This window comes from Pseudomonas sp. GOM7, from assembly GCF_026723825.1.
GTDB lineage: Bacteria > Pseudomonadota > Gammaproteobacteria > Pseudomonadales > Pseudomonadaceae > Aquipseudomonas.
Genome location: NZ_CP113519.1, coordinates 340,127 through 358,837 on the forward strand (window position 1 = coordinate 340,127; position 18,711 = coordinate 358,837).

Sequence of the window (18,711 nt, forward strand, 5' to 3'; positions counted from 1 at the left end):
AATGCGGAACAAGCACCCGAACAGCCAACACAAACTTGCCAGCCCGATTTCAACCAAGCATTTCCCCCTAAAGGGCAAAAAGCTCTTCTATGGCTTCCTGATAAGGGTTAGCGCAGCCAGCTATCCAGCAGTCCCGGCAGTTCGGCCAGGCTGCTGATCTGCGCATCCGGCGTGCCATGGCCATCCCAGGTTAGCCCTTGCGGGTTGAACCAGATAGCGCGCATCCCGGCCGCCTGGGCACCGGCGATGTCGTCGCTGGGGTGGTCGCCGATATGCACGGCGCGCTCGGCCGCCACGCCGCCGGCGCGGCTGAGCGCTTCGCGGAAGGGTTTCGGGTCGGGCTTGCCGATACCCAGCTCTTCGGCGCACAGAGCGAACCGGAAATACTCGGACAGGCCCAGGCGGCGCACATCGGCATTGCCATTGGTGATCACCCCCAGCATGAAGCGTTCGGCCAGCGCCTCCAGGGTGGGGTGTACTTCGCTGAACAGTTCCACCTGATGGCGCGCATTGAGAAAGACCTGAAAACCGGCCTCGGCCAGGGTCTGCGCTTCGCCGTGTGGATAGCCGGCGTCTTCCAGTGCATGGAAGAGAATGCGTCGACGTAGCTCGCTCAAGCGGTGCTTGAGCAGCGGCTCGGCCTCGAGCAAACGGCTGCGTACGGCCCACAGGTGTTCGATGGGCACCGCCCCCAGACGCGGTGCGTGCAGGGCCAGCCAGTTGCGCAGGGCAGCTTCGGCGTCCTGCATGACCGGGGTGACGTCCCACAGGGTGTCGTCGAGGTCGAAGGTGATCAATTCGATGCTCATTCGCTACCGCCTTTGCGCTTGGCGCGTGGATGGGCCTGGTCATAGACCTTGGCCAGATGCTGAAAGTCGAGGTGGGTATAGATCTGTGTGGTGGCGATGTCGGCGTGGCCAAGCAGCTCCTGCACTGCACGCAGATCCTGCGAGGACTCCAGCATATGGCTGGCGAAGCTGTGGCGCAGCATGTGCGGGTGCAGGTGCTGGCCCAGTTCACGTACGCCAGCCTGGCGCACGCGCAGTTGCACCGCACGCGCCCCCAGGCGCCGCCCTTGCTGGCTAATGAACACCGCGCCGTCGTTCGGATTGGCCAGTTTGCGCAGCGGCAGCCATTGCTCCAAGGTCTGGCGTGCCATCCTGCCGACCGGCAATTCGCGCACCTTGTTGCCCTTGCCGCGCACGCGCACCAGGCCGGCAGCCAGGTCGAGGCCATCGAGATCGAGCCCGACCAGCTCCGACAGGCGCAGGCCGGAGGAGTAGAAGAGTTCGAGCATGGCCTGATCGCGGCGGGCGATGAAGTCGTCCTCCACGGCGCCGTCGAGCAGTTGTGCGCTGCGGTCGGCATCCAGGGTGCGCGGCAGGCGGCGTTCACGTTTCGGCGGGCTCAGGCCGGTGGCCGGGTCGTGGCGGCACAGGCCTTCACGTAGCAAATATTGGTACAGGCCGCGGGTGGCCGAAAGCAGGCGCGCCAGGCTGCGGCTGGATAGGCCCTGCTGATGCAGGCGGGCGACCAGGCGGCGCAGGTTGCGTGTATCCAGCTCGCTCCAGTCGCCCAGCCCTTCGGCCTCGCAGAACGCCTGCACCTTGGCCAGGTCGCGGCGGTAGCCATCGAGGGTGTGCACCGACACCTGACGCTCACGGCGCAGGTGTTCGAGGTAGGCGTCGAGGGCAGCGGCAAGCTTCAAGCTTCAAGCTCCAAGTAAAAGCGTTCGGTCTGCCTGTTCTTGCAGCTTGAGGCTTGAAGCTTGTAGCTGCTTCTAACGTACCGAGCGCAGCGGTGTGGCGAAGCCCGGCAGTACGCGCGCCAGCACTTCGGCGATGTAGCCGAGGAACAGGGTGCCCAGCGAGCTCTTGTAGTGTTGCGGGTCGGCACTGCCAATGGCCAGCACGCCATGCAGGCCTTGGTGGTTGAGGCCGACCACGGCTGCCGAACCGACCTGCGCGGCTTCGTCCTTGCCGAACAGGAATTCCAGCTCGTGCGGGCGCAGCACGCCACAGACGGTCTTGCCGCCGCCGAGCAGGCCGCCGATCTGCTGATGGGCTTCGGCCGAGCTGACCGAGCGGCCGACCGGCAGCTTGTTGTCGCTGAACAGGATCAGGCCGACGAAGGGCACCTGAAATTCGTGGCGCAGGCTGTCCTCGACCACGCCGACCACTTCTTCCAGGCTGCCGGCATCGAGCAGGTCGAGCACCAGGCGGCGGGTCTTGTCGAACAGGCGGTCGTTGTCGCGGGCCACATCCATCAACTGGCCGAGGCGGTGGCGCATTTCGATGTTGCGCTCGCGCAGCAGCTTGACCTGGCGTTCCACCAGCGACACGGCATTGCCGGGCTGGTGCGGAATGCGCAGTTCAGGGATCAGCTCTTCATGGTCGATGAAGAACTCCGGATGCAGGCGCAGATAGGCCGCGACCGTTTCCGAGTCGAGCGGTTTGGGCGAATCCTGCTGGTCGGTCATAGGCGAACCTGTCCTTCGTACACGCGGGCGGCTGGCCCGGTCATCATAACCGGCTGACCTTCGCCTGCCCATTCGATGGACAGTTTGCCGCCTGGCAGTTCCAGTTGCACGGGCGAATCCATCCAGCCCTGACGAATCGCCGCTACGGCCGCAGCGCAGGCGCCGGTGCCGCAGGCCTGGGTTTCCCCGGCGCCGCGCTCCCATACGCGCAGGCGCGCATGCTTGCGATCCAGCACCTGCAGGAAGCCGACGTTGACCCGCTGCGGGAAGCGCGGATGGTGTTCCAGCTTCGGCCCGAGCGCATGTACCGGGGCATCATCGACGTTGTCGACGCGCAACACCGCATGCGGGTTGCCCATCGACAGCGCGGCCAGCTCGACGCTCTGGCCGTCGACCTCGACGCGATAGCTGAGCGCGGCCTGTTCGGCCTGGAAGGGCACCTGTTCCGGCTGCAGACGCGGTGCGCCCATGTTGACGCAGACCTGGCCATCGTTCTGCACGCGCAGCTCGATGATGCCGCTCTTGGTCTCGACGCGAATGACTTTCTTGGTGGTCAGGCGCTTGTCCAGCACGAAGCGGGCGAAGCAGCGCGCGCCGTTGCCGCATTGCTCCACTTCCGAACCGTCGGCGTTGAAGATGCGGTAGCGAAAGTCGACGTCCGGGTGGCTCGGTGGCTCGACGATCAACAACTGGTCGAAGCCGACGCCGGTGTGGCGGTCGCCCCACTGCTTGGCATGCTTGGGCTGCACGTGGGCATGCTGACTGATCAGGTCGAGAACCATGAAGTCATTGCCCAGGCCGTGCATCTTGGTAAAGCGCAATAGCATGGCTCTACCCTCAGCCTGGCAGCAGGCTTTCGCCGGCATAGAGCTCTTGAATTGTTTCGCGACGACGCACCTCGAAGGCCTGCTCGCCATCGACCAGCACCTCGGCGGCGCGGCCACGGGTGTTGTAGTTGGAGCTCATGACGAAGCCATAGGCACCGGCCGAGCGCACGGCCAACAGGTCGCCTTCTTCCAGCACCAACTGGCGATTCTTGGCCAGGAAGTCGCCTGTTTCGCAGATCGGCCCGACCAGGTCGTAGTTGCGCGCCTCGCCGTCACGTGGCTGCACTGGCGACACGTCCATCCATGCCTGATAAAGAGCGGGGCGGATCAGGTCGTTCATCGCCGCATCGACGATGGCGAAGTCCTTGTGCTCGGTGTGCTTGAGATACTCCACCTGGGTCAGCAACACGCCGGCGTTGGCCACGATGAAGCGCCCCGGCTCGAACACCAGCGACAGATCACGGCCGGCCAGACGCTTGCGCACGGCGGCGATGTAGTCGCCGGCCAGCGGTGGCTGCTCGTCGCGGTACTGCACGCCGAGGCCGCCGCCGAGATCCAGATGCTGGATGGCGATGCCACGCGCGGCCAGCTTGTCGACCAGCAGCAGCAGGCGATCCAGGGCATCGAGGAAGGGCTCGAGCGTGGTCAGTTGCGAACCGATGTGGCAATCGACGCCGATCACGTCCAGGTTCGGCAGCTCGGCGGCGCGGGCGTAGACTGCCTCGGCCTGCTCGATGTCGATGCCGAACTTGTTTTCCTTGAGGCCGGTGGAGATGTACGGGTGAGTGCCAGCGTCCACGTCCGGGTTGACCCGCAGCGACACAGGCGCCTTGACGCCCAGCTCAGCTGCGACTTTCTGCAGGCGCTCCAGCTCGACGCTGGACTCGACGTTGAAGCAGTGCACGCCGACTTCCAGGGCGCGGCGCATGTCATCGCGGCTCTTGCCGACGCCGGAGAAGACGATGCGGCTCGGCTCGCCGCCAGCGGCCAGGACGCGCTCCAGCTCGCCGCTGGAGACGATGTCGAAACCGGCACCGAGGCGCGCCAGCACGTTCAGCACGCCGATGTTGGAGTTGGCCTTGACCGCGAAGCAGACCAGGTGCGGCATGCCGGCCAGGGCATCGGCATAGGCCCGGTACTGCCCCTCGATATGGGCACGGGAATAGACGTAGGTGGGCGTGCCGAAGCGCTGGGCCAGCGCAGACAAGGCAACGCCTTCCGCGAACAGCTCACCGTCGCGGTAGTTGAAGGCTTCCATGGTGGGCTCCTGTCAGAGTTCGAAACGGTCTCGGCTGTTGCCGGCTTTTTCGTCGCCCGGCATGTACAGCGGGCCTTTCTGGCCGCAGCCGGCCACTAGGCAGACAACGGCGAGGAGCGCGAGGGTCAGTCGCTTCATGGGACAGTCCTTGAAAAAAGCGTGAATTGCGCTGGAGTATACCGACCCCCCGCCACCTTGCCTATGCGCCCAGCGCCCGTCCGGCGCGGGCTGGCCGAATCGGCACGGCAGGCAGATTGCGATCGAGGAGAGCTGATGGAACACCCTGTGCTACTGGCCGGCTCGGTTTCGGCCGCCTATCTGCAAGGCCTGATCGCCTATCTGCAGCGCCAGGGCGTGGAGCCGGCGGTGCTGCTCGCCCGCGCCCGCTTGCCCAGCGAACTGCTCGGCCAGCACCCGCAGCGCATGGCCGCCAGTGCCTACCTGCGTCTGCTGGAGGAGGGCATGCGCCTGACCGGCGACGATTGCCTGGGGCTGCACCTGGGCGAAGCAGTGAGGCCGGGTGACTACGGTGTGCTCGGCCATCTGCTGATGAGTTGTGCGACCTTGGCCGATGCCCTGCACCGCCAGGCGCGCTATGCCGCGCTGGTGGGCAGCCTGGGGCAGGTCGGGCTGGACGACGAGCCGACGTGTGACGGCGGCGAGGCCCTGGTCGCCCATAGCTGGCAGCCACTGTTGGTACAACAGCAACGGCAGTTGAGTGAGGAAACCCTGGCCGGCTGGGTCAGCTTCGGGCGCTGGATCAGCGGCCTGGACATCGCGCCGGTGCAGGTACGCTTCCAGCATGCGGCACCAGTCGATATCCGCGAACACCAGCGTATCTTCCGCTGCCCGGTGTTGTTCGAGCAGCCCGACAACGCCCTGGTCTTTCCCAAGCGCCTGTTGAGCGTGGCGCTGGGCCAGGCCGACGCGCAGGTCAGCGGCATGCTCGACGCCTACGCCGATCGTCTGCTGGGAGAATTGCGTCAGGGTGCTAGCCTGCTTGAACGGGCGCGGCGGATTCTGCTGGCGCAACTCGCCGAGCAGCGTCCGGAGCTGCATGCCATCGCCGAGGCGCTGGCGCTGAGCCCACGCACCCTGCAGCGGCGTCTGGGCGAAGCGGGGGTGTCGTTCAACCAGTTCGTCGACGAGACGCGTCAATTGCTGACGCTGCACTACCTGCGCGAGACCTCGCTGGCGCTGGAGGACATCGCCTTGAGGGTCGGTTTCAGCGAGCCAGCTTCGCTGTTGCGGGCCTTTCGCCGCTGGACGGGAAGGAGCCCGGGCGAGTACCGTCGCCACCTGCCCGGCTGAGTGCCGGGTAGCGTTTACCCATTTTTCTGCAGTCGCTGCACCTTGTGAGGACACCCCGATGAGCCTGAGCGAAGCCCGCTTCCACGATCTGGTCGATGCCACCCAGCAGGCGGTGGAGGATATCTTCGACGACAGTGATCTGGACGTCGACCTGGAGAACAGCGGCGGTGTGCTGACCGTGCGCTTCGACAACGGCACGCAACTGATCTTCAGTCGCCAGGCGCCGATCCGTCAGCTCTGGGTGGCGGCGCGTTCCGGTGGCTTCCATTACGACTACGACGAGGACGAGCAGCGCTGGGTCTGCGACAGCAGCGACGAACTGCTGGGGGAAATGCTCGCGCGCTTCGTGACCGAGCAGGCGGGTGTCGAACTGGAGTTCGATGAGCTCTGAAAGCGCGGCGCCGGCCTCGCCCTGCCAGCGCAAGTGCTGCCTGGACGAGCAGAACATCTGCCTGGGTTGTGGCCGCAGCATGCAGGAGATTCTCGACTGGGGCGCTGCCGATGCGCAGCGCCGCCGGCAGATCTGTGAAGCGGCCGAAGCGCGTCTGCGGGCGCGCAAGTCGCCGAGCTGACCTGCTGGTCTTGTTTATTCGGCCAGCTATGTTAGGGTCGGTTGACGTTTCGGCTCCGTCGCGGACGCGAGCGAAACATTAACCGACCCTAGGGTCGACAAAACGCTGCAAAACCCCGCCTTCGGGCGGGGTTTTGCTTTTTGAGTCTCACGCAAGGAGTCTGCCCGGCATCATGAACAGCGCACCCGCCATCACCATCACCCGTCTCGATCTGCAGCGCCTGGAGCGCCTGCTGGATTCCCTGGAGGATTTCGGCCCTGGCGCCGAGGCGCTGGAGAAAGAGCTGGCACGCGCGCAGGTGGTCGGTCATGACGAGATCCCTGCTGGCGTGGTGACCATGAACTCGCGCGTGCATTGCCGCGAGGAAAGCAGCGGCAAGGACTACCACCTGACCCTGGTCTACCCGCAGGATGCCGGGGGTGAGGGCAAGGTCAGCATTCTCGCGCCAGTGGGCAGCGCCTTGCTCGGCCTCTCCGTTGGCCAGCACATCGACTGGCCGGTACCGAGCGGCAAGCAGCTCAAGCTGACCCTGTTGGAAGTGGAATATCAGCCGGAAGCGGCGGGCGAATACGACCGTTGAGTGCAGGGGCATCAAGGCTGGGCTAGCAGGCCGTTGAAAAACGTAGGCGACGACTGCATGGATGCAGGAGGTAGAGCGAAGCAGGAGGCCCGAGCCGAGGCAGGCTGACCTATACCGATGGCGGCCCCGCAAAAACAGCCGAAACGACCAACGCGAGTAACAGCCGAAGGCTGGCCCGAAGGGCGAACGCAGTGAGTCAAAACGCTCGGAGTCGCGCTCGACTTTACGTGTTGTAAATGAGCATTTTTGACGGGGGCGCCTAGCCTGGGCTCGCACGCGAGGCTGTTTTTAACGACGGGCAGACAACGCAGGTAGTTTTTCGACAGTCTGCTAGAGTCAGATGTCAATGATCAGCAAGGAAGCTCCGCCATGCCCAGTCTCCCTCTGTACTTCCCACCCACCTATTCGCAACCGCGTGGCCTGCTCTGCGCCGAGCTGGTGCTCGACGCTTATGACCAGTACGCGCAATGGCTGAAGCAGCAGCGCCCGCGCGTTGCCCAGCACTTCCACTGGCAGCCGCCGCAGCGTCCCGGTTGGCAGTTTTCCGCGCCGATCTGGAGCATCCTCAGCGAGTGGCATCTGTTCAACGAGTCGGAACCCTTCGGCTTTGCCGCGCGTGATCCGCAGGGCGACTGCTATCTGGTGTTCCGCGGTACCGAGTCGGTGCAGGACTGGCTCGACGACCTGGATCTGGATCAGCGCGACTATCCCTGGCAGGGCAGTGCCGGCCTGGTGCACGACGGTTTCCTCAAGCTCTACACCTCGCTGCGCGATCAGGCCCTTCTGGCGCTGGAGGATCTGCAGCCCCAAGCGCAGTTGTGGGCTTGTGCCCACAGCCTGGGCAGTGCCCTGAGCAGCCTGGCGGTGCCGGATCTGCGCCGGCGCTGGCCCTTCCTGCCGTTGCAGCACTACAACTTCGCCAGCCCACGCTTGGCCTCGCCGGCCTTCGCCAGCTACTACAACGCGCTGGCAGTGCCCACTTACCGCCTGGTTAACGACAGCGATCTAGTGCCCGAGGTGCCGCCCGCCGACAGCGATCGCTGGTGGTATCAGCATCTCGGTCTGCCGGTGACCTTCACCGCCAGCTATGGTGGCGTCGCCGACAATCACAGCATGAGTGGTTGCTACCTCTATGCGCTGAACAATCCCCAATCCCCCATGCGCTAGGCCTGTTGCAGTGCGGCATTGAGGGCGTCTTCCAGCTCGCTCTTGTAGCGCAGGTAATGCACGGTCTGCGCCTGTTGTTCGGCGAGCACGGCGGACAGATCCAGGTCGGTGATGTAGCAGGGGTAGCGCTCGCCGCCGGCGCGCTGGGCGAGGATGTGCTGGGCCACGGCGCGGTAGAGGTCGCGGCCGTATTCCAGTTCGGAGAATTCGCGATGGTTGCAGTACAGGGTAACGTGGCGCTGGCGTCCGTCACCCGGCTCGATGATGGCTTGCACGTCATAGAAGGGATGGCTGATCGGCGCCTGTGGCGCGACCCGACGTTCGACGCTCTGAGCGCGCAGCGGCGCATCGGGCAGTAGCTGGTGGTAGAGCACTTCCAGCGGCATATCGCTGCTCAGGTCATCCAGCGGTAGTTGCGCGTTGCGTCGGTACAGCAGCGACTGCAGGAAGCGCTGCAGCGGGGTGAGCAGGCTTTGCTCGTCGCGGTATGGCAGGCGCCGGCGCCACAGGGCATTGTGCTCGTCGAGCACGGTCAGCTCGGCTTCGCTGCTCTGTTCGTTGAGGCGGTAGAACACCTGGATGGTCTGCGGCTTGCCCAGCGGTAGAATCAACGCCAGGTCGCTGCCCTCCAGGGCGTAACGGTCGAGGCTCAGTGGGCTGAACAGCGCCTGTTCGGCGCCCAGGTGCTCGAGCAGCGCCGGCAGGTCGCCCAGGGCGGTATGGCTGACCTGGCCGGGAGTCAGTTGCAGTACGTGGTAATGCTGGCGCACCTGCAGCAGGTAACGCGAGGCCTTGCCACTGGTGTAGTTGTCGAGCAGGTCGCGCAATAGCTCCTCGACCCGGCTGGCGATGGCCGGGGCGCGGTTGCGGCAGTAGCAGCGCACCTGCACCTCGGGGTATGGGCCTGCGGGCGGCAGGCCGTTGAGCAGGTCGCTGAGGCAATCGAGCAGGGCATCCTCGCCGTCATAACGCGCCACCTGCAGCTCGTTCCAACTGTTGAGGCTGACCTGATCCAGGGTCAGCACCAGGTTCTCGCGCACGCCCGAATAACCCAGGGCATCGGTGCGCCCGCTGGTCATGTGCAGGTTCATCTGGCTGTGCTGCTTGAGCGGGTCGAGGCCGACGTTCACCAGCAGCAATATTCGGCTCGGTGTGCTGCTGCGCAGCAGAGCCGCTTCTTCCACCAGGGGCAGGGGCAGGGCGAACATCTGCTGCAGGCTGGTGATCAGGTTGGCCAGCTCGAAGTCGCTCAGGTCGCTGCTGCCGGGGTGCAACGAGAGCCTTGTGCTGGCGTCGATCACGCCGTTGCGGTGGCACCAGGCGAGCAGTTCGATCAGCTCGCGGGAGCGCTTGATCGGGGCGAAGTCCGGCCATTCCTGCGCGCCCAGGCTGCCGCTGAACAGCTCCCACTGGTAGTCGACCGATGTCTCGCTGCTGGGGCGCTGCACCAGGGTGAGGGTGTCTTCGGCCAGATCCGGGGCGATGCCGGGGTTGATGAACTCCACCTTGCCGGCCTTGCGCTCGAAGGCCGCATACAGGCGCCGGCCGAGCACGTTGAGGTCGCGGTTGCTCAGCGAGCTGCCGACCTGGGCACTGCGGGCGAACTGGGTGAGGAAGCGATAGCTGTAGGTCAGCTCGTTGACCAGCAGGCGTCGTTCGGCAGCCACCTGGCGAACCTTCCACTGGCTGCGACTGTCGAGCAGGTTGAGTTGGCGCGTCTGCCAACCCCACTCGCCGGTCAGGCGTTCGAGCAGCAGGCGCTGCCAGCTCTTGGGCCGGCCACGGGTCGGCGGGCGGCTGATCTTCTTGTTCACCTTGAGGTACAGGCAGCGGCGGATCAGTTCCAGGCGTTCCTGGTCGCCTCTGGCGCTGAGGTATTCCTCCAGGCGGCGGTAGACGACGATATAGGGGTCGAGCTCGTCCAGGTCCATGCGCCCCTCGAACACCGCCTGCTTGAAGCGCAGCGCCAGGCACTCGACCTTGGGGTGCTCGCTGGCGTAAACCTCGGTGAGCAGCAGCTTGAGCGCGGACTTGTAGGGCGATTCGATGCCCTTGTAGAGCTGCCACATGCCGGCGCCGAGAAATTCCTGCGGGGGTATCTGCGCCAGGTGGCCGAGGTCGAGCACGTCTTCTTCACGCACGAAGCGCTTGCTCAGCAGGGTGCGGCAATAGTCTTCGTAGCGGTTTTCCTCGTAGACCGGCACCAGCCACCAGATCGGCGTGCGCCCGCCGAGCCAGATGGCAGTGCGATAGAACTCGTCGAGCAGCAGGTAGTGCTGGGTGGTACCGCAGTCATCGGAGGTGAGCTGGGTGTCACGCATGCCGCGGGCAAAACGCAGGGGCTCGATGAGAAAGACATGCACCTCGGCGCCCTGGCCTGCGGCCCAGCTTTCCAGTTGGTCGCATTTCTTGCGCAGCTCCTGCAGCGCCTGTTCACTCAGGTTGGCGGCATGGCACAGCCACAGATCCATGTCGCTCTGCTCGGCCTGTGCCACGGTACCCAGGCTGCCCATCATGAATAGGCCATGCAGCGGTGCGGCGCCCTGGCCGCGGCGCGGTTTGTAACTGAAGGAGCGGGTCAGACGCTGCACTTCGGCCAGGCTGGCATCGTCCGGCTCGAAGCCGCTGAGCCCCGCCGGGGTGCTGGCTGAGACGTAGCCCGGTAGCAGCGGATGATTGACGTGCAACAGCAGCGGCAGCAGCTTGAGCACCAGCTGCTGGCGTGTCGACAGGGCCTGGGTGGCGCGTTGCAGGCGGCCCTGACTGATCTGCAGAAAGCGTGCGCGCAGTTGCGCCAGCACCTTGCGATCGATGCCGTCGTCGATATCGGGGCGGATTTCCTGGCTGCGCGTCATGCTCTAACTCTACTGGCGGGTGGTGCAAGCCTATCAGCGGCGTGCTCGCCAGTGCAGTGCCTTGACGCTATATCGCCCGCCGCGCCTTTCCCTTGAGGGCGGCCGGCGGGCAACTGAGATTAAGCGGGAGTGGTCTGGCGGGCCGAAAGAATGGTCAGCAGTGCTTGTGCGTGTTCGGCGGCATCGATGCCCAGGCTGGTGAGGTAACCGCCATCGGCCTGGCTCACCAGGCCTTTTTCGTAGAGGCGGGTGATGGCGCCTTGCGCCTTGAAGGAGGCGTTGTTGTGCACCTTGAGCCCTTCCTGATGGTTGTCCAGGTTGTACAGGGCGAGGATTTCCAGCTCGTCTATCAGTTCAGCAGTGAAGGACTTCATGGTGACTCCGTCTTGTCGTTATGGCGTTCCTGCAGTGTAGAGCCTAGAACCGTGCTCTGCCCGGTGCGTGTCTGCCAGGTTTCGAGGATGCGCTGATAGGTGCCGTCACGCCTGATCCGGCGCATGCCTTCGTCGAAACGCTGCAGCAGCTCAGGCGCCTGCGGGTGGTGGCGGGAGAAGCTCAGATAGAGCTGCGGGCGATGTACCCGGGCCAGGGGGACGAACTGCCCGGCCAGCTCCGGGTGTTCGCGTAGCAAGGCCTCGGTGGTGGCGCGAAAGGCGATGACGTAGTCGACGCGCTGGTGCTGCAGCATGAGGAAACCGTTGAGGTCGCGCCTTACCGGAACGCGCCGAATGCCGGAGTAGCTATCGAAGTACTCGCCATAGGTGTAGCCGCTGGTCACTGCGACACGCTTGCCCTTGAGCGCTTCGAGGTCGTCGATCGGTGCCGAGCCGGCTGGCCCCCAGAGCTGTATGTCGTCGCTGAACAGCGTTTGCTCGGGGAGCAGGAAGTGGTCGCGAATATAGGTATCGGGCGTGGTGTTGAAGCAAGCCACCAGGCTGCCGGTGCGTGCCAGCTCCATGCAGCGCGAGTAGGGGTAGGGGGCCAGTTCGAGCTCGGTATCGGTGGCGGCGAAGGCCGCGCGCACGATATCGGCCGACATGCCTTCGATACGCTCGTTGCGCCAGGCCGTATAGGGGTACCAGTCATCCTCGGCGCCGATGCGCAGGCTATCGGCCATGGCCATGTGAGCGGACGGCAGGCTCAATGCCAGCCCTATGGCGAAGCGGAAGCGTCGGTGCAGCATTGCACAGGCACCTTGAACGGCAAGAGACAGGAATGACCCTAGCAGTCTATTGGCCGCTACGCCCATTGGCATGAGTCAAACCTGCTTCAGTTTTCCTCTGGCAGCTCGGGCAGGGCACGCAGGGCCTGTTCATACCAGGCGCCGTCGAAGGGGCGATCATCGCGCAGCATGGCATCGACCTCGTGGGCCAGCACCAGAGCCATGAGTTCGAGAATCTCCTCGCGCTCGTAGCCCACCAGGCTCAGCTTGTTGTACACCGCCTTGGCGGCGGCCGGCTCGCCGCTTTCCAGTTGGTTTTCGATGGCCTGGATCAGGGTGGCCTGGGCGAAATCTTCGTCGTTGTCGTCGTGTTCGCTCATCTGTGGTTCCTCATGCTGTGCCAGCGGCGAAGTCCAGCAGGGCCTTGCCGGTCAGGCGGTACGTGGTCCACTCGCTCTGCGGGCGGGCGCCAAAGGATTCGTAGAAGTCGATGGCCGGGGTGTTCCAGTCCAGCACCGACCACTCGAAGCGGCCGCAGCCACGGGTCACGGCCAGTTGCGCCAGGTGACGCAACAGCGCCTTGCCGGCGCCCAGGCCGCGCGCTTCGGGGCTGACGTAGAGGTCTTCCAGATAGAGACCGTGCTTGCCCAGCCAGGTGGAGTAGTTGAAGAAGTACACCGCATAGCCGATGGCCTGGCCGTCGCGCTCGCAGACCAGGCCATGGGCGGTGCTGCCCTCGGCGAACAGGCTGTCGCGGATACCGGCGGCGTCGGTCTTCACCTCGTGCTCGGCCTTCTCGTAGACGGCCAGCTCGGTGATGAAGCGCAGGATCAGTTCGGCGTCGTCAGCGGTGGCGGGGCGGATGGTCATGGACATGGCATATCTCGTTGTAAATCAGCCTTGGTTGAGGGCTAGCCAGGTCACTGGCAGGCCTACGAGGCAAAAGAAACCGAACGCTGCGACCCAGGCGGTGCGTGAGCCCATCGGGTCATCCACGCGCAGTGGCAGGCCTGGGTAGCGGCCCAGTGTCAGCAGGCGCAGGGCGAGCCAGCCGGTGCAATAGAAGAGATAGCCGAGAACGACTTCGGCCAGCAATTCGCCCAGAAACAGCAGGCCACGCAGCAGTAGCTCGAACATGGGGACATCCTTTTCCCGCCTTGGGTTTAGCGGCTGGCCAGCAACTCGCGACCGCGCAGCACCGCAGCGCGCACCTGATTCGGTGCGGTACCGCCGATATGGTCGCGGGCACTCACCGAGCCTTCCAGGGTCAGTACGGCGAATACATCGTCAGCGATCTGATCGCTGAACTGACGCAGTTCGTCCAGGCTCATCTCGGCCAGATCCTTGCCGCTCTGCACGCCGTATTTCACCGCGTGGCCGACGATCTCGTGGCAGTCGCGGAAGGGCAGGCCCTTGCGCACCAGGTAGTCGGCCAGATCGGTGGCGGTGGAGAAGCCGCGCAGCGCCGCCTCGCGCATGATCTCGCGCTTGGGCTTGATCGCCGGCACCATGTCGGCGAAGGCGCGCAGGCTGTCGCGCAGGGTGTCGGCGGCGTCGAACAGCGGTTCCTTGTCTTCTTGGTTGTCCTTGTTGTAGGCCAGTGGCTGGCCCTTCATCAGGGTCAGCAGGCCGGTCAGGGCGCCGAACACGCGGCCGGTCTTGCCGCGTACCAGCTCGGGCACGTCGGGGTTCTTCTTCTGCGGCATGATCGAGCTGCCGGTGCAGAAACGATCCGGTAGGTCGATGAACTGGAACTGCGCAGATGTCCACAGCACCAGCTCTTCGGAAAAGCGCGACAGGTGCATCATCGCCAGCGACGCGGCGGCGCAGAATTCGATGGCGAAGTCGCGATCCGATACGCCGTCCAGCGAGTTGCCGCCCACGGCATCGAAACCCAGCAGCTCGGCGGTGATCTCGCGCTGGATCGGGTAGGTGGTGCCAGCCAGCGCAGCGCTGCCCAGCGGCATGCGGTTGGTGCGCTTGCGGCAGTCGACCAGGCGCTCGTAATCGCGTGAGAGCATCTCGAACCAGGCCAGCAGATGGTGGCCGAAGGTCACCGGCTGGGCGGTCTGCAGATGGGTGAAACCGGGCATGATGGTGTCCGCCTCGGCTTCGGCCAGCCCCAGCAGGCCCTGCTGCAGGCGGGTGATCTCGGCCAGGATGGTGTCGATCTCGTCACGCAGCCACAGGCGGATGTCGGTGGCCACCTGGTCGTTGCGGCTACGGCCGGTGTGCAGTTTCTTGCCGGTGACACCGATGCGGTCGGTCAGGCGCGCCTCAATGTTCATATGCACGTCTTCCAGGTCGACGCGCCAGTCGAACTGGCCGGCTTCGATCTCGCCCTGAATCTGTTTCAGGCCATCGATGATGGCGTCACGCTCGGCCTCCGTCAGCACGCCGACCTTGGCCAGCATGCTGGCGTGGGCGATGGAGCCCATGATGTCGTGGCGATAGAGGCGCTTGTCGAATTCGACCGAGGCGGTGAAACGGGCGACGAAGGCGTCGACGGGCTCGCTGAAGCGGCCGCCCCAGGATTGGTTGGTTTTTTCGCTGCTCATGGTTAGGGCTCTGGATCGGGCAGACCATGGGGCCTGCATGACGGAAAAGTGCAGCGATGATAACAGGGGTATGACCCGCTGCCGATCAGATAAGCCCATACGGTTGCAGGTGGCGCAGGCTAGGCGAGTGCATGAATTTGTCGCCTGGTCTGCATTTCGGTGCTTTATTTGCCTTGCTCGGGTCGCTCTGGCTTGCCGCCGTGCGAAGCGCCACGGAAACTGCTGCCATGTCTAGCCAAACCCACGTCAACCATCCCAAGCCTTCGCCGGTGGATGACTTCTTCGTGCCCGAACTGTGCCAGCCCGAGGCGCTGCTGAGCATGGTGCTGCTGGCCGAGCTGCTGGTACTGGTATTGGTGCTGGCCGAACCCATGGTGCCGAACTTCGATTGGGTGCGCCTGGCGCTGACCTCGCTGTTCGTGCAGTGGATCGTGCTGCTGTCGGCGGCCTTGCTGTGCCGGCTGCGGCCCTTGCTGGCGCGCTTGCGTCCGGCCCTGGCCGGCGTGCTGTGCTGCCTGCTGGTGGTGCTGCTGACCCTGGGCTGCACCGCCGTCGCCGATTACTACGACCTTGGCGGGCCCTTGCCGCGCAGTGGTGAAACGCGACTTTACCTGCGTCATGCACTGATCAGCCTGATCATGTCGGCACTGCTGCTACGCTACTTCTATCTGCAGAGCCAATGGCGCAGGCAGGAGCAGGCTGAGTTGCGCGCGCGCATCGAGTCGTTGCAGGCGCGGATTCGCCCGCACTTCCTGTTCAACAGCCTCAACAGCATCGCCAGTCTGGTGGCGGTCGACCCAGCCAAGGCCGAGCAGGCAGTACTGGATCTGTCCGATCTGTTTCGCGCCAGCCTGGCCAAGCCGGGCACGCTGGTTTCCTGGGGAGAGGAACTCGAATTGGCGAAACGTTATCTATCGATCGAGCACTATAGGCTCGGCGAACGGCTACAGTTGCAATGGGAGGTCGATAATGTGCCCGAGGATCTGCCGATTCCTCAGCTCACCTTGCAACCTCTTTTGGAAAACGCCTTGATCTATGGCATCCAGCCACGCATAGCAGGTGGCCTGGTGCGCATCGAGGCGGATTACCAGGACGGTGTGTTCAGTTTGTGTGTCAGCAATCCGTATGAAGAGCGTGGCGAGCAGCAGCACCCGTCGCGGGGTACGCGCCAAGCGCTGAGCAACATCGACGCGCGTTTGACGGCACTTTTCGGGCCGCGCGCCAGTCTCAGCGTGGAGCGTCGTGACGGCCGTCATTACAGCTGTCTACGCTATCCTTGTGCGAGACTCACGCAGGAAGCCAGAGCAATATGAATGTCCTGATAGTCGATGACGAACCCCTTGCCCGCGAGCGCCTCAGCCGCATGGTCGGCGAGCTCGAGGGTTACCGAGTATTGGAGCCCGCCGCCAGCAATGGCGAGGAGGCCCTTACCCTGATCGACAGCCTGAAACCGGATGTCGTGCTGCTGGACATCCGCATGCCCGGGCTGGACGGGCTGCAGGTGGCCGCCAAGCTTTGCGAGCGCGAAGCGCCGCCGGCAGTGATCTTCTGCACCGCCCATGATGAATTCGCCCTGGAAGCCTTTCAGGTCAGCGCGGTCGGCTACCTGGTCAAGCCAGTGCGTGCCGAAAACCTGCGCGAGGCATTGAAGAAGGCCGAGCGTCCCAACCGCGTGCAACTGGCGGCCCTGACCCGTCCGGCTGCGGAGAGCGGTACCGGCCCACGCAGCCATATCAGCGCCCGCACGCGCAAGGGCATCGAGCTGATTCCCCTGGATCAGGTGGTCTACTTCATCGCCGATCACAAATACGTGACCCTGCGTCACGAGGGCGGTGAAGTGCTGCTGGACGAGCCGCTCAAGTCGCTGGAAGACGAATTCGGCGAGCGTTTCGTGCGTATCCATCGCAACGCCCTGGTGGCCCGCGAGCGCATCGAGCGCCTGCAGCGCACTCCGCTGGGGCATTTTCAACTCTACCTCAAGGGCCTTGGCGGGGACGCGCTGGTGGTGAGCCGGCGCCATGTGGCCGGCGTGCGCAAGCTGATGCAGAACCTTTAGAGCAGCTACAAGCGGCAAGCTGCAAGCAGCAAGTAAAAGCAAGGTGCGGCGCTTGGTCGCTCGGGGTTGCCCTTACACGGATTGGCTTGGGGCTTGGGGCTTGGAGGGGGCGGCCAATCGGTATTGGAGCTTGCTATCATGGCGGCAATCCGTTTTCTGGAATTGCCCCATGCCCCGCGAAATCCGCATCGCCACCCGCAAGAGCGCCCTGGCCCTTTGGCAGGCCGAATACGTCAAAACCCGCCTGGAACAGGCTCATCCCGGCCTGAAAGTCAGTCTGGTGCCCATGGTCAGTCGGGGCGACAAACTGCTCGACGCGCCGCTGGCGAAGATCGGCGGCAAGGGTCTGTTCGTCAAGGAGCTGGAAACCGCGCTACTGGAGAACGACGCCGACATCGCCGTGCATTCGATGAAGGACGTGCCCATGGACTTCCCCGAAGGCCTGGGCCTGTACTGCATCTGCGAGCGCGAAGATCCGCGTGATGCCTTCGTCTCCAACACCCATGACAGCCTCGATGCGCTGCCGGCCGGCAGCGTGGTCGGCACCTCCAGTCTGCGTCGGCAGGCCCAGTTGCTGGCGCGCCGGCCCGATCTGCAGATCCGTTTCCTGCGCGGCAACGTCAACACCCGCCTGGCCAAGCTCGATGCCGGTGAGTACGACGCCATCATCCTCGCCGCAGCCGGGCTGATCCGCCTGGGCTTCGAGGAGCGCATTCGCAGCTCGATCAGTGCCGAGGACAGCCTGCCAGCCGGTGGCCAGGGCGCCGTGGGCATCGAGTGCCGCAGCGCTGACAGCGACGTGCAGGCCCTGCTGGCGCCGCTGCACCACCGCGAAACCGCCCTGCGCGTCACCGCCGAGCGGGCGCTGAACAAGCGCCTCAATGGTGGCTGCCAGGTGCCCATCGCCTGTTATGCCCTGCTCGAAGACGATCAGCTCTGGCTGCGTGGCTTGGTCGGCCAACCGGACGGTGGCCTGCTGCTACGCGCCGAAGAGCGTGCCGCCAGCGGCGATGCCGAGGCCCTCGGCGTGCGCGTGGCCGAGGCGCTGCTGGCGCAGGGAGCAGAAGATATTCTCAAGGCGGTGTACGGCGAGGCCGGCCACCCGTGAGCGCCTGGCGCCTGCTGCTGACCCGCCCCGCCGAGGAGTGCGCGGCGCTGGCGCAGACGCTGGCCGCGCAGGGCATCGCCAGCCATTGCCTGCCCCTGCTGGCCATCGAGTCACTGCCTGAATGCGCCGAGCAGCACGAAACCTTCGCCGGCCTGCGGCGCTATTGCGCGGTGATCGTGGTCAGCAAGCCGGCGGCCCGCCTGAGCCTGCAATGGCTCGCGCGCTACTGGCCGCAAGCACCGGCGACGCCCGCCTGGTTCAGCGTTGGCGCGGCCACCGCCGATGTGCTCGCCGAGCAGGGGCTGCAGGTGCATTTTCCCGCCAGCGGTGATGACAGCGAAGCGCTGCTGGAGTTACCGGCCCTGCAGCAGGCCATCGCCACCGCCGAGGCACCACGGGTGCTGATCCTGCGTGGCGAAGGTGGCCGAGAATTTCTCGCCGAGCGCTTGCGCGGCCAAGGCGTGACGGTCGACTATCTGCCACTTTACCGGCGCACGCTGCCTTCATACCCTGCCGGTGAGCTGATGCGCTGCGTGCTGGCGGAACGCCTGAACGCCCTGATGGTCAGCAGTGGGCAGGGGCTCGAACATCTGCTGCAGCTCGCCGGGGCCGACTGGCCGAGGCTGGCTCGGCTACCCTTGTTCGTACCCAGCCCGCGTGTGGCCGAGCAAGCGCGCCGTGCGGGCGCCGAAATCGTTGTGGACTGTCGCGGTGCCAGTGCCGCGGCCTTGCAGGCAGCTCTGGAGCATTTTCCGGCTGCCACCCTCTAGAAGGATGG

The 18,711-nt window shown here is 64.9% G+C and carries 22 protein-coding genes; 9 read left to right on the forward strand and 13 right to left on the reverse strand.

What is annotated here, in order from left to right:
• Positions 1-107: 107 nt before the first annotated feature.
• The 6 genes from OU800_RS01480 to lptM form a co-directional block, all read right to left on the reverse strand.
• Complete coding sequence (locus OU800_RS01480; RefSeq protein WP_268180618.1) at positions 108-809, reverse strand: HAD family hydrolase; 702 nt, start codon at positions 807-809, stop codon at positions 108-110.
• Positions 806-1,708 (reverse strand): tyrosine recombinase XerC, encoded by a 903-nt coding sequence (gene xerC, locus OU800_RS01485; protein ID WP_268180619.1) that lies wholly within the window; start codon positions 1,706-1,708, stop codon positions 806-808. The genes OU800_RS01480 and xerC overlap by 4 nt, the downstream gene beginning before the upstream one ends.
• A 72-nt stretch (positions 1,709-1,780) precedes the next feature.
• Positions 1,781-2,479: a DUF484 family protein gene (locus tag OU800_RS01490; protein ID WP_268180620.1), complete on the reverse strand. Its 699-nt coding sequence runs from the start codon at positions 2,477-2,479 to the stop codon at positions 1,781-1,783.
• The gene (dapF, locus tag OU800_RS01495; protein WP_268180621.1) at positions 2,476-3,306 is read right to left on the reverse strand and encodes a diaminopimelate epimerase; all 831 of its coding nucleotides are present in this window, start codon (positions 3,304-3,306) and stop codon (positions 2,476-2,478) included. The genes OU800_RS01490 and dapF overlap by 4 nt, the downstream gene beginning before the upstream one ends.
• Before the next feature lie 10 nt (positions 3,307-3,316).
• A complete protein-coding gene (lysA, locus tag OU800_RS01500) occupies positions 3,317-4,564 on the reverse strand; it encodes a diaminopimelate decarboxylase (protein ID WP_268180622.1) in 1,248 nt (415 codons plus the stop codon).
• A 12-nt stretch (positions 4,565-4,576) separates the two neighbouring features.
• Entirely contained in the window at positions 4,577-4,702 is a 126-nt protein-coding gene (gene lptM / locus OU800_RS01505; RefSeq protein ID WP_268180623.1) for an LPS translocon maturation chaperone LptM, read from the reverse strand.
• 135 nt (positions 4,703-4,837) lie between these two features.
• Between lptM and OU800_RS01510 the strand changes: the two genes are divergently transcribed.
• The 5 genes from OU800_RS01510 to OU800_RS01530 all read left to right on the forward strand — a co-directional run bounded on the left by OU800_RS01510 (position 4,838) and on the right by OU800_RS01530 (position 8,194).
• On the forward strand, positions 4,838-5,875 hold the full coding sequence (locus tag OU800_RS01510) for an AraC family transcriptional regulator (protein WP_268180624.1): 1,038 nt from the start codon (positions 4,838-4,840) through the stop codon (positions 5,873-5,875).
• Between the two features lie 58 nt (positions 5,876-5,933).
• Positions 5,934-6,266 (forward strand): iron donor protein CyaY, encoded by a 333-nt coding sequence (cyaY, locus tag OU800_RS01515; RefSeq protein ID WP_268180625.1) that lies wholly within the window; start codon positions 5,934-5,936, stop codon positions 6,264-6,266.
• Entirely contained in the window at positions 6,256-6,447 is a 192-nt protein-coding gene (locus tag OU800_RS01520) for a DUF1289 domain-containing protein (RefSeq protein ID WP_268180626.1), read from the forward strand. Before cyaY ends, OU800_RS01520 begins: the two co-directional genes overlap by 11 nt.
• A gap of 172 nt (positions 6,448-6,619) precedes the next feature.
• A complete protein-coding gene (gene rnk, locus OU800_RS01525) occupies positions 6,620-7,027 on the forward strand; it encodes a nucleoside diphosphate kinase regulator (protein WP_268180627.1) in 408 nt (135 codons plus the stop codon).
• A gap of 369 nt (positions 7,028-7,396) precedes the next feature.
• The gene (locus tag OU800_RS01530) at positions 7,397-8,194 is read left to right on the forward strand and encodes a lipase family protein (protein WP_268180628.1); all 798 of its coding nucleotides are present in this window, start codon (positions 7,397-7,399) and stop codon (positions 8,192-8,194) included.
• Here the strand turns inward: OU800_RS01530 and OU800_RS01535 are convergent.
• The 7 genes from OU800_RS01535 to argH form a co-directional block, all read right to left on the reverse strand.
• Positions 8,191-11,049 carry a class I adenylate cyclase gene (locus tag OU800_RS01535; protein WP_268180629.1) on the reverse strand — a complete coding sequence of 953 codons (2,859 nt, stop codon included), beginning with the start codon at positions 11,047-11,049 and terminating at the stop codon, positions 8,191-8,193. The genes OU800_RS01530 and OU800_RS01535 overlap by 4 nt on opposite strands.
• 119 nt (positions 11,050-11,168) lie before the next feature.
• On the reverse strand, positions 11,169-11,423 hold the full coding sequence (locus OU800_RS01540) for a TIGR02647 family protein (RefSeq protein WP_268180630.1): 255 nt from the start codon (positions 11,421-11,423) through the stop codon (positions 11,169-11,171).
• Positions 11,420-12,232, reverse strand: coding sequence for a substrate-binding periplasmic protein (locus tag OU800_RS01545; protein ID WP_268180631.1), 813 nt, complete (start codon positions 12,230-12,232; stop codon positions 11,420-11,422). The genes OU800_RS01540 and OU800_RS01545 overlap by 4 nt, the downstream gene beginning before the upstream one ends.
• A gap of 86 nt (positions 12,233-12,318) precedes the next feature.
• Positions 12,319-12,591: a hypothetical protein gene (locus OU800_RS01550; RefSeq protein ID WP_268180632.1), complete on the reverse strand. Its 273-nt coding sequence runs from the start codon at positions 12,589-12,591 to the stop codon at positions 12,319-12,321.
• Between the two features lie 10 nt (positions 12,592-12,601).
• Positions 12,602-13,087 carry a GNAT family N-acetyltransferase gene (locus OU800_RS01555; protein ID WP_268180633.1) on the reverse strand — a complete coding sequence of 162 codons (486 nt, stop codon included), beginning with the start codon at positions 13,085-13,087 and terminating at the stop codon, positions 12,602-12,604.
• 18 nt (positions 13,088-13,105) lie between these two features.
• The gene (locus OU800_RS01560; protein WP_268180634.1) at positions 13,106-13,348 is read right to left on the reverse strand and encodes a hypothetical protein; all 243 of its coding nucleotides are present in this window, start codon (positions 13,346-13,348) and stop codon (positions 13,106-13,108) included.
• Between the two features lie 26 nt (positions 13,349-13,374).
• Entirely contained in the window at positions 13,375-14,769 is a 1,395-nt protein-coding gene (gene argH / locus OU800_RS01565) for an argininosuccinate lyase (RefSeq protein WP_268180635.1), read from the reverse strand.
• 227 nt (positions 14,770-14,996) lie between these two features.
• Here argH and OU800_RS01570 point away from each other — a divergent pair, with 227 nt between their 5' ends.
• The 4 genes from OU800_RS01570 (at position 14,997) to OU800_RS01585 (ending at position 18,703) form a co-directional block, all read left to right on the forward strand.
• Positions 14,997-16,082 (forward strand): sensor histidine kinase, encoded by a 1,086-nt coding sequence (locus OU800_RS01570; protein ID WP_268180636.1) that lies wholly within the window; start codon positions 14,997-14,999, stop codon positions 16,080-16,082.
• Positions 16,079-16,825, forward strand: a complete 747-nt coding sequence (locus OU800_RS01575) for a LytR/AlgR family response regulator transcription factor (RefSeq protein ID WP_268180638.1) — start codon at positions 16,079-16,081, stop codon at positions 16,823-16,825. The genes OU800_RS01570 and OU800_RS01575 overlap by 4 nt, the downstream gene beginning before the upstream one ends.
• A 169-nt stretch (positions 16,826-16,994) precedes the next feature.
• Positions 16,995-17,933: a hydroxymethylbilane synthase gene (gene hemC, locus OU800_RS01580; protein ID WP_268180640.1), complete on the forward strand. Its 939-nt coding sequence runs from the start codon at positions 16,995-16,997 to the stop codon at positions 17,931-17,933.
• Positions 17,930-18,703, forward strand: a complete 774-nt coding sequence (locus tag OU800_RS01585; protein ID WP_268180642.1) for a uroporphyrinogen-III synthase — start codon at positions 17,930-17,932, stop codon at positions 18,701-18,703. The genes hemC and OU800_RS01585 overlap by 4 nt, the downstream gene beginning before the upstream one ends.
• The last annotated feature ends 8 nt before the right edge of the window (positions 18,704-18,711 follow it).

Bases quoted from the DNA above. Each gene is read 5' to 3' on its own strand.
- OU800_RS01480 (WP_268180618.1), bottom strand. From the start codon at position 809: ATGAGCATCGAATTGATCACCTTCGACCTCGACGACACCCTGTGGGAC.
- OU800_RS01490 (WP_268180620.1), bottom strand. From the start codon at position 2,479: ATGACCGACCAGCAGGATTCGCCCAAACCGCTCGACTCGGAAACGGTC.
- dapF (WP_268180621.1), bottom strand. From the start codon at position 3,306: ATGCTATTGCGCTTTACCAAGATGCACGGCCTGGGCAATGACTTCATG.
- lysA (WP_268180622.1), bottom strand. From the start codon at position 4,564: ATGGAAGCCTTCAACTACCGCGACGGTGAGCTGTTCGCGGAAGGCGTT.
- lptM (WP_268180623.1), bottom strand. From the start codon at position 4,702: ATGAAGCGACTGACCCTCGCGCTCCTCGCCGTTGTCTGCCTAGTGGCC.
- OU800_RS01510 (WP_268180624.1), top strand. From the start codon at position 4,838: ATGGAACACCCTGTGCTACTGGCCGGCTCGGTTTCGGCCGCCTATCTG.
- cyaY (WP_268180625.1), top strand. From the start codon at position 5,934: ATGAGCCTGAGCGAAGCCCGCTTCCACGATCTGGTCGATGCCACCCAG.
- OU800_RS01520 (WP_268180626.1), top strand. From the start codon at position 6,256: ATGAGCTCTGAAAGCGCGGCGCCGGCCTCGCCCTGCCAGCGCAAGTGC.
- rnk (WP_268180627.1), top strand. From the start codon at position 6,620: ATGAACAGCGCACCCGCCATCACCATCACCCGTCTCGATCTGCAGCGC.
- OU800_RS01530 (WP_268180628.1), top strand. From the start codon at position 7,397: ATGCCCAGTCTCCCTCTGTACTTCCCACCCACCTATTCGCAACCGCGT.
- OU800_RS01535 (WP_268180629.1), bottom strand. From the start codon at position 11,049: ATGACGCGCAGCCAGGAAATCCGCCCCGATATCGACGACGGCATCGAT.
- OU800_RS01540 (WP_268180630.1), bottom strand. From the start codon at position 11,423: ATGAAGTCCTTCACTGCTGAACTGATAGACGAGCTGGAAATCCTCGCC.
- OU800_RS01545 (WP_268180631.1), bottom strand. From the start codon at position 12,232: ATGCTGCACCGACGCTTCCGCTTCGCCATAGGGCTGGCATTGAGCCTG.
- OU800_RS01550 (WP_268180632.1), bottom strand. From the start codon at position 12,591: ATGAGCGAACACGACGACAACGACGAAGATTTCGCCCAGGCCACCCTG.
- OU800_RS01555 (WP_268180633.1), bottom strand. From the start codon at position 13,087: ATGTCCATGACCATCCGCCCCGCCACCGCTGACGACGCCGAACTGATC.
- OU800_RS01560 (WP_268180634.1), bottom strand. From the start codon at position 13,348: ATGTTCGAGCTACTGCTGCGTGGCCTGCTGTTTCTGGGCGAATTGCTG.
- argH (WP_268180635.1), bottom strand. From the start codon at position 14,769: ATGAGCAGCGAAAAAACCAACCAATCCTGGGGCGGCCGCTTCAGCGAG.
- OU800_RS01570 (WP_268180636.1), top strand. From the start codon at position 14,997: ATGTCTAGCCAAACCCACGTCAACCATCCCAAGCCTTCGCCGGTGGAT.
- OU800_RS01575 (WP_268180638.1), top strand. From the start codon at position 16,079: ATGAATGTCCTGATAGTCGATGACGAACCCCTTGCCCGCGAGCGCCTC.
- hemC (WP_268180640.1), top strand. From the start codon at position 16,995: ATGCCCCGCGAAATCCGCATCGCCACCCGCAAGAGCGCCCTGGCCCTT.